Genomic DNA, 14,717 nt, shown 5'->3' with positions numbered 1-14,717 from the left:
ACGCCAGCACGCCACACGCAGATCTGACTGCATAGCGGAATTCATCCGCTGCGCACAGGAGCCGACATGCGGGGCCGCTTCCGGCACGTGGATGCTCTCGAAACTACCCCCACTGTGCCACGATGGGGGCATGCACGACGATCTCTCTCCAGCGGATTTTCCGCTCACCACGACAGACAAGCTGCGCTACTCCGACACCGACAGACAGGGCCACATCAACAACGCGGTCTTTGCGACGTTCTTCGAAACCGGCCGGGTCGAGATCATCTCCCGGATTGATCGGCACTCCGAGGTCTCCGATCGCGAATTCGTACTCGCGCGGATCACGATTGACTATCTGCAGGAAGTCCACTGGCCGGGCACCGTGACGATCGGCAGCCGGATCAGCCGGGTCGGCACCTCTTCGCTGACTGTCGAGCAGGTCATCTTCGTCGACGAGACCGTATGCGCACGGGCCGAATCGGTGATGGTGCAGATCCGCACAAGCACCCGCCGCTCCGAACCGTTCAACGATGCCACGCGGGAATTCTTCGACACCCTGAGCTGAGCAGTCACCGACACGCCCAGTGAGGTTTCCAAGCAGCTGGCAGTCGGCATAAGCTGGATGAGCAAAGGAGGCGATGACCATGACGAAGAGCGGACAGGAATCGAGCAGCTCAGGCTCGAAGGGTCTCGACAAGGTCGAAGAGGCGGCCGAGAAGGTGCTTGGCGACTCACAGGTCGGCAAGGGCGAACGCGTCGGCTATGTCGAAGACGATTCCGAAGCGCGGACTGCCACGACTGCGGCAGCACACGGAGATGAGGCGATTCTGCAGGAAGACGGCACCCACCGCATCATCAGCAAGACCGAAGGCGATCCACCCGTCGACACCTGGCGGCACTGAATCGCAGCATTGGGCAGAGCCCGTCGGGTCCCCGGCGGGCTCTGCTGCTGCCCACCGGATCTTCCGGCTGCGCGGTGTCCTCAAGCGCCGGCCCACAGCGCTCCGAGCCGCGACTGGCCGGGCGCTGAGAGCTCGTCATCAGCGACGTGGAGGTCCACACCGCACTCGAGGGGATGCCGCCGGCAAGCGGACCCGGCACGATTCGGCTCGCCCTGAGCATGCCGATCAGGCTCGCCCTGAGCATGCCGATCAGAAAGGGGCTGGCCCTCCCGTTCGCGCGTCCGCGGCGCTGCAGCCCCGCCGCGCCCAGCGGTTCAGAGGACGAGAAAGCCGAGCAGCCCGGCGGCGGCGACGACGGCCCAAGCCGGGGCCTTCCACACGCTTAGGGCGACGAAAGCGGCGGCTCCGATGACGAGGGTCAGCGGCGAGGTGATGCCGGTGGTGAACACCGGATGGTACAGCGCGGCTGCGAGGATCCCGACCACGCCGGCGTTGACGCCGCTCAATGCCCGGCGGGCCAGCCGGTGCCCGGAAAGCGTCTGCCACAGCGGCAGCGTGCCGATGACAAGCAGCGCCGCCGGCAGGAACACCGCGCCCAGCGCGATCGCCGCGCCCACCGCTCCCGTCGCCGAGGTGGTGCTCACCGTGCCGAGGTAAGCGGCGAAGGTGAACAGCGGGCCGGGCACCGCCTGGGCGGCACCGTAGCCGGCGAGGAAGGCATCGTTCGAGACGATCCCTGCCGGCACGAGCTCGGCTTGCAGCAGAGGCAGCACGACATGTCCGCCGCCGAACACGAGCGCGCCGGCGCGGTAGAACACATCTGCCAACTGCAGCGCATCGCTGCCGGTGAGCCGCGTGATGACCGGCAGCCCAATGAGCAGGAGGGCGAAGAGAATGAGGCTGCCGGCGGCCACCGGCATCGGCACACGCACCCTGAACGGGTGACTCTGCCCGCCTGAGGCGCCTGACGCCTCGGGCGCGGCCGGACGCAGCCATACCAGCCCGATGATGCCGGCGAGCACGATCGCAGCGACCTGCGCCCATGCGGTGGGCACGAGCAGGGCGATGGCCAGGGCGGCGACCGCGATGCTCGCCCGCGGTGCGTCGGGAGTCAGCGAGCGCGCCATGCCGAGCACCGCATGCGCGACGACGGCTACGGCTGCGACCTTGAGGCCGATGAGCCAGCCGGCGTCGCCGAGGTCGCCGAGGGCATGGATGCCGAAGCCGAAGGCCACCAACACGAGTGCCGAGGGCAGGGTGAAAGCGATCCAGGCGGCGATCATGCCGGCGAAGCCGGCGCGCTTGAGGCCCAGCGCCATGCCGACCTGGCTGGAGGCCGGGCCCGGCAGGAACTGGCACAGCGCGACGAGATCGGCATAAGCGCGGTCGCTGAGCCAGCGGCGGCGCTCGACGAAGGCCTCACGGAAGTACCCGAGGTGGGCGACCGGGCCGCCGAAGGAGGTGAGCCCGAGCCGCAGGAAGACCCAGAACACCTCAGCGACGGATCCCCGGCTGGCGGGTGCGGCTGCTGGTGGGCGGTCAGGGGAGGCGGCGGAAGCTGGCATACCTACCATTCAACGGCAGGCAAGTGAACAGGAGGCGAACGACGCCGGCGTCAGCGCACGGGCTGACGCAGGATGGTCCGGCGCCAGGGTGCAGGCCACCGGGTGGAGCGTTTCGATCGCGGCGGTGAATGCTGGGACCGTGTTCGGGCCACCGGCTCCGTGGACCATGAGATAGCTCGTATCCGGTACCTCGATCCGATCGAAACGGCCGGTGCGTGCGCGGTAGCACTCCAACGTCGTCGTGAAGTCGAGCTTGATGCTCACGGCAGTCCTCCGGTGAGTCGCTCCTGACTGCGATGTCCGACTCATCGGACGTCCCGCCGTACTGCCGGTGCTGAGGCGCACATGAACCTATGACATTATCCGCCGCGCGCTGCCACTATGACCGGCACGACTCTCCACGCATCACGCATCCCATCCCTCCTCACCGCCTCGGCTGCGGCGCTGTATCTGACAGTGCTCGCCGGCTGCGGCAGCACCAACTCGGACTCCGCCGGGCAGTCCCCTGAGCCCACCGAACGGCAGACCGCCGAGACCGCAGGCCCGGCTGAGCGCATCGCGCTGACCTATGACGGCGGCGTCATGGTGCTCGACGCAGAGTCGCACAAGGTGCTCGGCACCTTCGAAGCCGAAGGCTTCACCCGGCTCAACGCCGCAGGCGACAACCGGCACCTGTTCCTCACTGAAGGCGACGCGTTCCGGCTGCTCGACATGGGCACCTGGTCCGAACCGCACGGCGACCATTCGCACTCCTACACCACCGACCCGCTGCTGACCGACCAGCGCATCGAGGGCAGCCACCCGGGCCACCTCGTCAACCATGACGGCACCTCGGTCGCGTTCTTCGACGGCACTGGCGAGATCCATTCCTTCGATCCTGCCGAGCTCTCCGCTGATGCGCCGATCAAGACGGAGAAGGCCCAGGCGAAGGAGGCTCACCATGGTGTCGCCGTTGTGCGTGCCGACGGTTCGATGATCCACACCGTCGGCAATGAGGACACCCGCTCCGGTGTCGTCATCCGCGACGCCGAAGGCAAGGACGTCGCCGAGAACAGCGACTGCCCCGGCGTGCACGGTGAGGCTGCCGTCAAGGACGGAGTCATCACCGTCGGCTGCGAGAACGGCCTGCTCATCATCAAGGGCGATGAGATCACCAAGGTCGACTCCCCCGATGAGCACGGACGGATCGGCAACCAGCGCGGACACGAGGACTCCCCGGTCGTGCTCAGTGACTACAAGACCGATCCCGAGGCCGAGGTCGAGCGTCCGACGCGGGTGACCCTGACCGACACGACGAGCGGGAAGCTGACACTCGTCGACCTGCCGGCTGCGTATTCGTTCCGCTCACTGGGCCGCGGTGCTGAAGGTGAAGCGCTCGTTCACGGCACGGACGGGACCCTTCGGGTCATCGATCCGGAGTCGGGCACCATCGGCACGGAGATTCCGGTGACCGGTGAGATCGCCACCGCCTCCGGTGAGGTAAGTGCTGGAGCCGACGCGCACGGTCACGATGACGGCCACGGACACGACCATGACCATGGTGACGGACACGACCATGATCACGAGCACGACCGTCACAACCACTGATCTCTGATCCCGATGCCGGGGTGGTGCGCAGCGCGCCACCCCGGCATCTGCTGCATCCGATTTTCCGGGTTCGCACCACGGCTGCGGGACCCGGCTGCACACCTCGGCTGCGCACCTCGGCTGCGCGCCTCGGCTGCAGGTGCCGGGGTGGATTCCTGCGGTGGTCGTCTCAGCGCGTGGGTGCGGCAGCGAGCAGAGCCTGAACCGCAGCGGTGAGGATGTGTTCAGGGTCGACGGTGTGGCCGGCGTGCAACTCCGCATAGACCGGGGCGATGGTGGGATCGACCAGCGCGGCCTGTTCCCCTGCCGCCATCGCCGACGTCAGTGCCGAGCCGATCACGAGGTTCGACAGCGCATAGGCGCAGCCGAGCGGGTCGGCCATACCCGCATCGCGCAGCAGCACACACATCCGCTCCGACAGCGCCAGATAGTGCGGCCCGCGCGGTGTGCGCAGCGCGATCACCTGACCAGCCCACGGATGGCGGCGCAGATGGCGGAAGTACGCCACCATCAGCTCATCGATCGCAGCCTCGGCCACCGCCTGCTGCACGCTCCCGTCGTCAGCCAGCGCGGCATCGAGGGCGAGGTCGCGCAGATCGTCGACGCCGCGCACCCTCGAGTACAGGCTGGCCGCTGCGACACCGAGCCGCTCGGCAGCGGCGCGCATCGTCAGGGCCGCGAAGCCGCCCAAATCGAGCAGCTCAGCCGCTGCGCGGGCCAGCGCATCCACGTCGATCGCGCGGCGGCGCCGCACGGGCCTCGGTGCATCCCAGTAGCTCACGACACCAGCTTACCCTATGCGTGTTAGGTTAGCTCTGATGCCGTCACCGCCCGAAGGAGAGCCGCGATGACCGAGACTCCCCCTCCTCCACCTGACTGCCCGCCCCTGCAGCTGCCGGTGCTCACACCTCGGCTGCGGCTGCGCACCCACCGCCGCGACGATGCCGAGGCGCTGCTGGGCATCTACTCCCAGCCCGCCGTCGCCCGCTACCTGCTCGACGAAGCCTGGACGCCGACCCTGGCCGCTGAGAAAACAGCCGAGCGGCTCACCTGCACCGGTCTCGACACCTCGGCTGCGAGCCTGGCCCTCATCATCGAACACGACACTGCGGTGATCGGCGATGTCACGCTGTGGCAGACGGGCGGGACCCGGGCGACGGCGGAGATCGGCTGGGTTCTCGATCCCGCGCACAGCGGCCGCGGTTACGCCAGCGAGGCGGTCGCCGCCGTGCTCGCTGTGGCGTTCGATCACTACCGCCTGCACCGGGTGGGCGCGCAGATGGACGCCCGCAACACCGCCTCGGCCAGGCTGGCACGGCGGGTCGGCATGATCGCTGAGGCCCACCTGCGCCAGGACTGGTGGTCGAAGGGCGAATGGACCGACACCCTCATCTTCGGGATGCTCGCAGACGATAGGCTGGCCGGGACCTCCTCGCTCAACCCAGGGACCTGACATGGCCGAGCTCATCATCACCCGCACTGTCGCCGAGCTGCGCTCGGAGATGGCCGAACACATCCGCAACCGCGACGCCACCTCCGTCGGGCTCATCCCCACGATGGGTGCGCTACACGGCGGGCATGCCGCCCTCATGCAGGCCGCCCGGGCCGCGCACGAGGTCGTGGTCGCCTCGCTGTTCATCAATCCGCTGCAGTTCGAGTCGCCGCTCGACCTTGAGCGGTATCCGCGCGATCTGGCCGGAGACTGCCAGACGATGCAGGACGCCGGTGTCGATATCGTCTTCGCCCCGGAGGTCGAGGAGATGTACCCCGGCTATCCCGACGCGCCGATCATCCGGGTGTCCTCCGGCCGGATGGGCACCACCTTGGAGGGTGCCTCGCGGCCGAGTCACTTCGACGGGGTGGCCACGGTGGTGGCGAAGCTGTTCAACATCTTCGATCCGCCGGGACCGGCCCGTCTGCACGCGTACTTCGGTGAGAAGGACGCCCAGCAGGTGATGATCGTCAAGCGGATGGTCGAGGACATGAACTTCCCCGTCACCATCGAGCCGGTGCCCACGCAGCGCACGCCTGCCGGGCTGGCGATGTCGAGCAGAAACCTGCTGCTGAGCAGCGAGCAGGAGGAAGCGGCGCTGGCGCTGTCGAAGGCGCTGTTCGCGCTGCGGGAACGCGCCCACGCCGGCCGCGACTGGAATCTCGAAGGGCTGAGACGGCAGGTGCACAGCACCCCGGATGTCACACTTGACTATCTGGAGGCCGTCGACCCGGCGACTCTGGAGGCGACGACCGAGCTGCCGGCGCTTGCACTCATCGCCGCCTACGTCGGCAGTGTCCGGCTGATCGACAATCTGCACCTCGGCCCCGGCTCGCCGGCCTCAGGCACCTCTGAGCGCACCAGGCCGCTGCGGTAGGCCCACACGACCAGCTGCGTCCGATCGCGCACCCCGAGCCGCGGGGAGATCCGGGCGGGATGGGACTTCACCGCTGAGACCTCGACGTGCACCCGGGCGGCAATGCCGATCGCCTGCTGCGAGCGTGCCCCTGTTTCTGCAGCAGAACACGGATGTCGTCGCAGCTGCGGTCTGGGGCAGAGCGCCCCAGTTGCGCTGTTCGATCTCGGCGAGAGGAACAGCCCCAGACTGTGGGATGGCGGCGATCGCCCGCTGCAACGCTTCGCGCACGTCGACGGCCACGACAGTGCCTTCCTCCAGCCGTTCGCTGAGCTCGCGGGACGTCATACTCTCCCCGTGACCGAGGCGGGGGGCGGCGCCGTCTGACAGCCCACCTCGGCGGTGGGCTCACCGATCGCCGTGACCTCAGCTGCGTCAGGATCTGGCGCCAGGGTGAGCTCGCGCCAGGTCATCGTCAGGGCGTCGAAGAGCAGCACCCGGCCGAGCAGCGGCGTTCCGATGCGGTCAGCAGCTTGATCGCTTCGGCCGCCATGACCGGGCCGATGGTACCCGGCCCAGAACACGCTGACCTGGCCGTTGAAGCGCAGGATCGAACCACACACGCACGGTTAGCCGGCCAGCGTGCAGACATCCGGGACGACGGAGCGGAATCGCAAGGAAACCAGCAGGCTGAGACCAGTGCCTGTATGTAACTAGTTGTACACTTGTCGTAGAACAGCTGAGTGGAGCGCCTGAGGAGAAAGATGTGACAACCGCGAGCGACAACGCCAGGCCGGCCGATGACGAAGACTCCATCACGGGCGAGAAAGAGCTGATCTTCGCTGGAGTGCACACGCTGGCCAACCGCATGCAGGCGCATTACGACGCACGCTTGAGGCCACTGAGCTTCAAGCAGCTCCACGCCATGCTGATCCTCAGCCGCCTCCACAGACTTCCTCTGATCTCCCACTTGGCCCGGGTTCTGGGCACCTCGCATCAGAACACCGCGAAACTCGTGAGAGCACTCGAAAAGCTAGGTTTCGCCATGTGCCGCCCCCACCCGAGTGATCGACGTGGGCAGACTGTCGAGCTGACACCGGCAGCACAGGAATATCTGGCCCGCACCACTGACTTTGCCCAGGATGCCCTTGATGAGATCTTCGCCGGGATCGGCGACAGAGACGTTGCAACCTGCATGGCTGTTCTCGACCGAATGTCACTCAACCTCAACGGACAGAGTCTGCGACCAGACCCGGAGGTGCTGCGGTGATGGCGTGGGCATCCATCGCACTTGCCGCTGCCGCACTGGTTGCTGCTCCCCTGTACCGTACGGTTGCGGTCCTGTTCCTGGTGCTGGCCTTCGGGTTGATCTCCATAGAGTTCCTGCGCGGCGAACGCACTGTTGTTCATGTTGCGGCCGCAATCATCACCGTGCTGGCAACGGCTGTCACTGGGTGGAGCATTGTCGAGCTCAATCGCAGCGAACCGACGACGATGGTCGATGAAGCTGCCTACGAACGCGCCGCCGAGGGCACTCGGGACGTATTCCTCCCCTTCGTCGTCACCCAAGAGGGCATCACCGCAGTTGCGCTCCTGGAATTCGAGAAGAACTCTGATCCCGTCTACTCAGGCTTCGAACCGCAGCTCATCGAACGCCCAGGCGAAACGGGTATGCGGATCATCGGCTACCGCAATGATGGTGCCGCTGACTTCTATGACGACGTCGCGCTCACTCCTGAGGAGAACTTCGACAGCGGCGTCATCGGCTCCGGGGTCAACGAATACACCAGCGTGGCCATCGAGAAGCAGCGTTTTGAGGTCGACGACGAGGGTCGCTTCCACGTCTCCGCGGAGTTCCGCGACGTCGAGGGCAGGGACGTTGTCATCGACATCTCCGAGGGGTCGACGAACCGTGTCAAACCCTTCGACCTGCTCGCGCCAGTCGGGCACAGCTCCCAGAATCCCGACCTGTTTCCCTATTTCTTCCTCAACGATTTCGACTTCCTTCGCACTGGTGGAGGAGCGAACATGAAGCTCACGATCAACGGGGAACCTCGACCGCTGCAAGGCTTCCCAGTCCCAATACCGATACAAGGTGAGATGCGCAGCTTCGCCAAGTACAGCCTCGATGTGGAGATCATCGAAGTCTTCCCCGCTCGGGCGCCAGGCCGCTGGGTCCGCACAGAACCCGGACGTGACACCGTGGTGCTCGACGGCGTCACCTATCTGTTCGCAGGTCAGAACCTGGAGCGCATCCGCATCAATGATCACGAAATCACCTTCGACCCGGCACTCGACCTGACGGCGAGTTCCGAGGGCACGTTTGCGATCAACTCCTACCCAGCCCGAGGCAGCGTCGCAGGACCCTATGCGGTGGAAGCAGACGGAGAGACCGGCGACCTGGGGATCCGTGTCACTGAGGTCGAGTTGCCCGCCCACCGCGACGTCGGGGTCCGGATGCTCACGCGGTACGCGCTGAGGTTCTTCAAGGAGTGGCCGCAAGGTTATGAGTACCGCGCTGAGTTCGACCTTTCCACAGGTAGCGTTGAACCCGAGTGGATCAATCACACCCCTGCGACGAAGTAGAGTTGCCCTGGTGTGAATTGTGATGTCTAGCAGCAGTCAGCAGAAGCCAGCACGCTGTCCCAACACATCACCCCGCAACTACATGACAGAGCTGATCCGCCCCAAAGGCCCCCTGCACCTGTGGCCGAATGGTTGTGCGAGACAGGTTGAAGGAGGGCGGAGACCTTCTTCTCGCATCTGAAGACCTTGTTCTACCATCACGAGTCCTTCAGTACGCGGCCGGAGGCAAGGACTGCGGTGATAGAGTGCATCGAGGTTTGGTACAACCGTCAGCGTCCGAATGCCAGAGCCAGTTACAGTGCCCAGGCCCGCAAATAGTCGCTTTGCGACCCTGGGGTTCCCCGCAAGTTGTGGACACGTGAACCACATCACGCAGCCTGCGTAGACGCTTCTTCTCCGATCTGGCCGGCACTCTGCTCGGCCAAGAACTTCTCTTCGAACTCCACCGGCGGGACCATTCCCAACGCCGAGTGCAACCGCCGTCGGTTATAGACCACTTCGATCCAGCCAGCGACTGCCCGCATCGCTTCAGCCCGGGTCGGCCACACTCGCCGCTCGAAGAACTCCGTTTTCAACGACGACCAGAATGATTCCGACATCGCGTTATCCCAACACACCCCAGTCCGGCCCACCGATTGCTTAAGCCCCAGTTCGACAGATGCCTGATGCAACTGAGCCGACGTGTACTGCGCGCCTTTGTCCGCATGAAATATGACGTCATCTGGAACCATTTCTCTTAATGTATGAGCCATCCTCAACGCCCGTTCCACGAGGTCAGAATTCTGCCGATCGGCCATTGCCCAACCGATCACTCGGCGTGAGCACCCATCGCGGATCACACACAAATACACGAACCCTTCCCACGTGCGAAGATACGTAATATCGCTGATCCACACAGCATCCAACTCACCTCGATCCCAGACCCGTTTCACGAGGTCCGGAATGTGATGAGTCGCCACACCCGGCAGAGTCGTCACCGGCTTGAACCTGCGCGGACTGATCCCTTCAAGGCCCTGCCTGCGCAGCGATGCCGCGACCGTCTTCTCATCCACGCACACGCCTTGTCGAGCCAATTGCGCTGCCACTCGCGGTGCCCCGTAGACACCATCAGACTCCGCATGGACCGCTGCGACCTGCCCGTCAAGACTACGTTGCGCTCGCGCGCGCTTCGAAGCTCCGGCCTGCCGGCGCTTCTTCCATGCGTAGTACCCGGATCTCGTCACATCAAGGAGTCTGGCCATCCGGCGGATCGCGTAGCGTGCCTTCTCCGAGTCCATCAGTTCGAATTTCTCTTGTTTCGAGGCTTCGACGCGAAGAAGGCGGCTGCTTTTCCCAGGAACTCATTGTCCTGTTTCAGATCGAAGTTCTCCCGCCTCAACCGTGCCAATTCAGCCCGCTCATCCTCGTTCAACGCGCCCGTGGATTCCCCATCGACGCGACGCCGGCCCTTCTCTGCTTTCACCCAGGTGCCCAGGGTCTGCTCACCGACTCCGATTTCCCTGGCCACCGCAGCAATAGACCTGCCAGTGTCAATGACGAGACCCGCAGCCTCGACCCGATACTCCTGAGTATAAGAACGCCGCTGGCGCTTCTGATCTGACATACTGAACATCCTTCCAGCAGGACAGCAAATCCCGCTAACTCGGGTGTCCACTAATCGAGGGTAACCTCAACCCGTGATGATGGCCAGCGTTTCTGTCCGAAACCCGAAGCGATGACGCGAGACATCAACGCCAAAACAAAAAGAAATCTCGGGACATCGAGTGAACGATGTCCCGAGACTTCACAAATGTGGAGGTAGCGCGACAGTGTTCTAACCTTGCCCCGTCCTTGCAGTTGGCGGTCTCGTCGCATCGTGCGATCCGTCGGCGGCGCAAGAAGGCTGCCCTATCGCCGGCCTCCACGCGGCCGCTCCCAAGCCAGGTTCCGCGACTGACCTCGACGATGCTCGATGAGGCGGAACGCCGCTACCTGGATGGTGACACCCTACGGTTGATCGCGAGCGACCTGGGTGTAAGCCGTCAGCGTCTCGCTGGACGGTTGCGGGAACGAGGCGTTCGACTGCGTCGTGAGAAGCCATCATCGGAACAGGTGATCGAGATGTGCCGTCGCTACGAGCAGGGCGAGTCCCTGGCCAGGATCGGCGAGCGGCTCGGCTTCAATCCAAGCTCGGTTCGAGTGCACCTAATGCATGCGGGGATCACCCTGCGAGACACGCATGGCCGCGAGAGGTGAGCGAACCCGTGGGATTAGATCCCATCGTAGAATCAGCGGATCTCTAGCTCAGGATGGATCCCGAGGGCGCTAAGCGGTCCATCGGGCTACCCGACCTGCCGTGATCTCCAGGTCCGGAACAACCAGGTTTTCGGAGTAGATCACAGCTTCGGTTCCAACGTGTTGGCGATGCGCAGTGTGGGCGATGTCGAAAGTGGCGCATCTCCCGCCGCTATAGAGCAGATTCGTGATCCGTGGGTCATCATCGTAAGTGAGAATCCAAGGGAACTGGGCACTCGCCAGAACCCTCGCGAGTTCTAGGTGAGCTTCCGCGTCAAATGCATGCAGGTAAAGGCCTTCGCCTTGAACAAGGTACGGAGGATCTGCATAGACAAAAACGTCGGTCGAGACATCTTGAATCGAGCCAAGAAAATCTAACGCATCATATTCGGTGACGTAGATCCGATGGCGCATATCTGCGATAGCCTGGATCCTTGTCGAAAGTGACTCACGATTGAATCGCGCATCAATCTTCCACTTGCCAAGCTGTTCAAACCCGCCGATCGGCCCAGCATCCAGGATGCCCGACCGGTTCGTTCGGTTCAGGTAGAAAGTAGCGAATCCAAGCTCGAAGTCCTCCCGCCCCGCGGGAGTTGCATATATTTCGCTCTGTCGACGCCATTCCTCAATAGTTAAAGGTACAGACCGAATCTCTCTACAAAACTGATTCGGGAAATCTAGTGAGGCCCGCCAGAACGCCGCGATCCCAGGGTTCAGGTCATTCAAGTGGATTCGATCCACGACGCTGTCGCGCAAGAGATGCAGAGCCGCTCCCGCTCCCCCAGCAAAAGGTTCTGCATACTGACGTGGCTCAGGAGTTTGGGCAGAGATAAGCCTTGCGAGGTAAGGCGCAAGTCGGGCTTTTCCCCCTGGGTATCGAAGTGGTGATAGATACCTCATTGGATCGGCGTGCTCCCCATATGGGCGTTCATCTCGACAAGGACCGGGGTATAACGATCCGCCAAAGTCAAGACTTCCGCGGGCGTCCGGCCGCTATGGATGTCATGCACCGCGTACTGAGCGAGCCTGATGCTGTCCGCAGTCGTGTTGTGAAATGCCTTACGAAGCGGCGGCGTAGCCTCGGCCGTGCCAAGCGCATCCGAGGCTTGTGGATCAATTATCTTGATGGCGCTCTTGATTCTCTTGTCAAGATCCTTGGGCACGTTTTGCTGACCGTGCGACATGAGGAATTGATACGCCGTGAGATCAAGGATGACTCGCAGCATCACTGAGACTGTTTCGTTTTGACGTTGCACGCTAAGCAACGATGTTTGGCGCACCATCTCCTGGATACGTGGCGTGAACTTGTCTAGAACGAGCCCTCGAAGGATGTGCTCCCGGCCAGGTGTTGGGCGCGGAGGCCGTGGATCATTGGCCTCAGCCTTGCTGCTCCCATGGCTCTGACCGCCGCCATCTCCTGAGTACCCACTGTTCGTTGGCTCACCCTGGGCTCCGCCCGAACGAGCACCTGTCGCCCCAGCTGACCCCTGTGCCTCCTTGCCGGCACCGTGTGGCTCCCTTGCGCGCGTGTCTCCCATTCCGGGGAGGAGGTGAGAATACTTATTGAGGTAGTCACGGAAGTCGTCTACCGTATCCAGTTCCCGCGCCCAAGTCTTGCCGGACTCAGCCTTCGGTTGTGCAAAGTCGGTGAGCACCTGTCGGATGATCGGCAGGGAGAGCTCGGCTCCATGACGGAACGCCATCTTCCCATTCGAGAAGTCGAGGCCGATCATGTCGCGAACGACACTGCGATCCACAAACCTCTGGATGAACGTGTAGCGGGCACTACGGACCGTCTCTAGAGCGGCAAGCACGTCCGGCTCTTCTGCATACTCGCCGGACACAAGTTCGACGAATGCCATAGCGCGGGAAGCCTTAGCCGGATCGTTTCGTGCTCGACGACGATCCTTCATCGCGGCGCCCCATTCAACGGTGCCTGCGCCGCCTGCGCCACCCGTATGCTTTCTCTCGATCCAGACGTCCGCGTCCGCCTCATCTGGTGCTACCGCCACGCGCAACACTGCTGGCGGAGCGTAGGCGCTGTCGTCGACCAGCCGTTCAACACGAGAAAGATACTGCTTTTCCAGCGATTCGTCCTGGCGTAGCAGAGTAGGGTCAGCCCAAAGTCGGAGACACGTTAGACGGCGGTTTCCCTCCATCATCACGTAGCGTCCATCGCGAGCTACAACGATCGGGGTGTCAGAACTATTCATACGTCCGGACCGGGTCAAATCCCTGAGCATTTCGAGGCAGTCATCGCCGGCGGTGTTCAACATCAGCTCGAATGCATCGGTCTGCGATTGGGCATCTCGCGGAAACCGAGAGTTCCGTATATCGAGGTCAATCAGATCGAGAGCTATGTCTTCAACTGGGAAAGGCGGACGCATGGGCTTCTTAGTCGACGACTTAGCCATGCACGTCGCCCCTCTCCTACTAGTCTTGCCTCGCTACCGGCACGTCAGTTCTCCTCCTGGAGGTCTCCAGCACATCCTCCCACAGCCCGTGGACACGGTGCGACTTCTTGGCGCAACGTCCTTCCCCCGCCATGTCGCGAAGGGATGAGGGTGGCAGAGCGAGCCGCACCCAGCGGCCGGGAGCAGGGCCAGGCGCCGAGGCATTCGGGGCTGCTCTGGCGTAGGTCCTGCCGCCGCCGGGCGAGCAGTCCCCCGGGAACATCGACTTTGGTGTAAGCCTGCATGACTCCGAGGAGGAGCGCATCCTGCGTGCCCGTGATGTTCCCCCTTGCGACGTGGAGCGTCACCGCGGCGTCGTGAAGTGAGTAGCCGGGTCCGAGGTGCGGTCTTTGGTGACGTGGATGTCGACTCCGGCGTCGTGGAGCTGCTGGACGACGGCGACGTGATCGGCATACTTGGAACCGAGCCGAGCAAGGTCGGTGACGATGAGCCCGGTGACGTCCTCCCGCTGGGCGGCATCGAGCATGTGATGCAGGCCGTGGCGGCTGTGCCCGGTGTCGGTGAAGACCTCGATGATGGTCAGGCCGTGCTCGTTGGCGTAGCGGCGGCAGTCGGCTTCTTGCTGGTTCAGCCTGGTCGGGTTCTCCTCCGCGCTGTACCGGTAGGTGACGGCGTTCATGATGCACCCCCGGGCCATGACCAGAGTCTCGTCCGGCGTACCGTGCGTCTCGGCTTCGCGACGGGCGGCGCGGCGCTGGACGTGCTCGCGGTGCCGGGCACTGGCGAGGGCGATGAGGCTCATCGGGCCGAGCCAGAGCATCTTGAGCGCGTTCCATGCGCACAGCAGCACGACCAGATGCAGCCAACCCCAGCCGGGACCGGCCTGCTCGATGTGCTCGGTCAGGAGCTTGACGGCTGCGATGTAGGGAGCGGCGAGCAGCATCGCGGGGATGCCCCACTCGAGGCCGCGGCGGCTCATCACGGCGTCGCGGATGCGGTGCGTCGGCAGGAACCGGCGAACCGGGGCGACGGCTTCGGCGGTGCGCTGGCTCCGCCCCC

15 protein-coding genes and 1 pseudogene are annotated in these 14,717 nt (G+C 64.0%); 8 read left to right on the top strand and 8 right to left on the bottom strand.

The window, feature by feature from the left end; translation table 11 throughout:
* Nucleotides 1–130: 130 nt before the first annotated feature.
* Nucleotides 131–547: a thioesterase family protein gene (locus tag M3B11_RS04790; protein ID WP_165883055.1), complete on the top strand. Its 417-nt coding sequence runs from the start codon at nucleotides 131–133 to the stop codon at nucleotides 545–547.
* Between the two features lie 73 nt (nucleotides 548–620).
* Nucleotides 621–884: a hypothetical protein gene (locus M3B11_RS04785; protein ID WP_165883056.1), complete on the top strand. Its 264-nt coding sequence runs from the start codon at nucleotides 621–623 to the stop codon at nucleotides 882–884.
* Nucleotides 885–1,198: 314 nt separating this feature from the next.
* Here the strand turns inward: M3B11_RS04785 and chrA are convergent, their stop codons facing one another.
* Together chrA and M3B11_RS04775 are read right to left on the bottom strand one after the other, a co-directional pair.
* On the bottom strand, nucleotides 1,199–2,449 hold the full coding sequence (chrA, locus tag M3B11_RS04780) for a chromate efflux transporter (RefSeq protein WP_217005183.1): 1,251 nt from the start codon (nucleotides 2,447–2,449) through the stop codon (nucleotides 1,199–1,201).
* Between the two features lie 9 nt (nucleotides 2,450–2,458).
* Nucleotides 2,459–2,713, bottom strand: a complete 255-nt coding sequence (locus tag M3B11_RS04775) for a hypothetical protein (RefSeq protein ID WP_259875617.1) — start codon at nucleotides 2,711–2,713, stop codon at nucleotides 2,459–2,461.
* A 117-nt stretch (nucleotides 2,714–2,830) separates the two neighbouring features.
* On the opposite strand from M3B11_RS04775, the gene M3B11_RS04770 reads away from it, so the two are divergent.
* Nucleotides 2,831–4,036: a hypothetical protein gene (locus M3B11_RS04770; RefSeq protein WP_259875616.1), complete on the top strand. Its 1,206-nt coding sequence runs from the start codon at nucleotides 2,831–2,833 to the stop codon at nucleotides 4,034–4,036.
* A 169-nt stretch (nucleotides 4,037–4,205) separates the two neighbouring features.
* On the opposite strand, the gene M3B11_RS04765 is transcribed toward M3B11_RS04770, so the two are convergent.
* On the bottom strand, nucleotides 4,206–4,817 hold the full coding sequence (locus M3B11_RS04765; protein ID WP_259875615.1) for a TetR family transcriptional regulator: 612 nt from the start codon (nucleotides 4,815–4,817) through the stop codon (nucleotides 4,206–4,208).
* A gap of 66 nt (nucleotides 4,818–4,883) precedes the next feature.
* Here M3B11_RS04765 and M3B11_RS04760 point away from each other — a divergent pair, with 66 nt between their 5' ends.
* Complete coding sequence (locus tag M3B11_RS04760; protein WP_259875614.1) at nucleotides 4,884–5,489, top strand: GNAT family N-acetyltransferase; 606 nt, start codon at nucleotides 4,884–4,886, stop codon at nucleotides 5,487–5,489.
* 1 nt (nucleotide 5,490) lies between these two features.
* Nucleotides 5,491–6,405: a pantoate--beta-alanine ligase gene (panC, locus tag M3B11_RS04755; protein ID WP_259875613.1), complete on the top strand. Its 915-nt coding sequence runs from the start codon at nucleotides 5,491–5,493 to the stop codon at nucleotides 6,403–6,405.
* Between the two features lie 323 nt (nucleotides 6,406–6,728).
* On the opposite strand, the gene M3B11_RS04745 is transcribed toward panC, so the two are convergent.
* Nucleotides 6,729–7,007, bottom strand: a complete 279-nt coding sequence (locus M3B11_RS04745) for a hypothetical protein (RefSeq protein WP_259875612.1) — start codon at nucleotides 7,005–7,007, stop codon at nucleotides 6,729–6,731.
* A gap of 143 nt (nucleotides 7,008–7,150) precedes the next feature.
* On the opposite strand from M3B11_RS04745, the gene M3B11_RS04740 reads away from it, so the two are divergent.
* The 3 genes and pseudogenes from M3B11_RS04740 to M3B11_RS04730 all read left to right on the top strand — a co-directional run.
* The gene (locus M3B11_RS04740; protein ID WP_259875611.1) at nucleotides 7,151–7,654 is read left to right on the top strand and encodes a MarR family winged helix-turn-helix transcriptional regulator; all 504 of its coding nucleotides are present in this window, start codon (nucleotides 7,151–7,153) and stop codon (nucleotides 7,652–7,654) included.
* Nucleotides 7,654–8,970, top strand: coding sequence for a hypothetical protein (locus tag M3B11_RS04735; protein WP_259875610.1), 1,317 nt, complete (start codon nucleotides 7,654–7,656; stop codon nucleotides 8,968–8,970). Before M3B11_RS04740 ends, M3B11_RS04735 begins: the two co-directional genes overlap by 1 nt.
* Before the next feature lie 171 nt (nucleotides 8,971–9,141).
* Nucleotides 9,142–9,288 (top strand): annotated as a pseudogene (locus tag M3B11_RS04730) (IS3 family transposase); the annotation flags it as partial.
* Nucleotides 9,289–9,338: 50 nt separating this feature from the next.
* Here M3B11_RS04730 and M3B11_RS04725 read toward each other — a convergent pair.
* The 4 genes from M3B11_RS04725 to M3B11_RS04710 form a co-directional block, all read right to left on the bottom strand.
* Nucleotides 9,339–10,573, bottom strand: a protein-coding gene (locus M3B11_RS04725) for an IS3 family transposase (protein WP_259875609.1) whose coding sequence is annotated in 2 segments (ribosomal slippage) — nucleotides 9,339–10,291 and nucleotides 10,291–10,573 — 1,236 coding nt in all. Because the reading frame shifts where the segments join, the coding sequence is not laid out codon by codon here.
* A 701-nt stretch (nucleotides 10,574–11,274) separates the two neighbouring features.
* Nucleotides 11,275–12,144: a DNA adenine methylase gene (locus tag M3B11_RS04720; protein ID WP_259875608.1), complete on the bottom strand. Its 870-nt coding sequence runs from the start codon at nucleotides 12,142–12,144 to the stop codon at nucleotides 11,275–11,277.
* A complete protein-coding gene (locus M3B11_RS04715; RefSeq protein ID WP_259875607.1) occupies nucleotides 12,141–13,658 on the bottom strand; it encodes a hypothetical protein in 1,518 nt (505 codons plus the stop codon). The genes M3B11_RS04720 and M3B11_RS04715 overlap by 4 nt, the downstream gene beginning before the upstream one ends.
* 343 nt (nucleotides 13,659–14,001) lie before the next feature.
* Nucleotides 14,002–14,717: recombinase family protein (locus M3B11_RS04710; RefSeq protein ID WP_259875606.1), on the bottom strand; the 716-nt coding region annotated here is incomplete at its 5' end.

It is taken from the genome of Brevibacterium sp. p3-SID960, from assembly GCF_025144725.1.
Taxonomy (GTDB): Bacteria; Actinomycetota; Actinomycetes; order Actinomycetales; family Brevibacteriaceae; genus Brevibacterium.
Note: the sequence above shows the minus strand (reverse complement) of the source record. Positions and strands in the feature narration are given on the sequence as shown.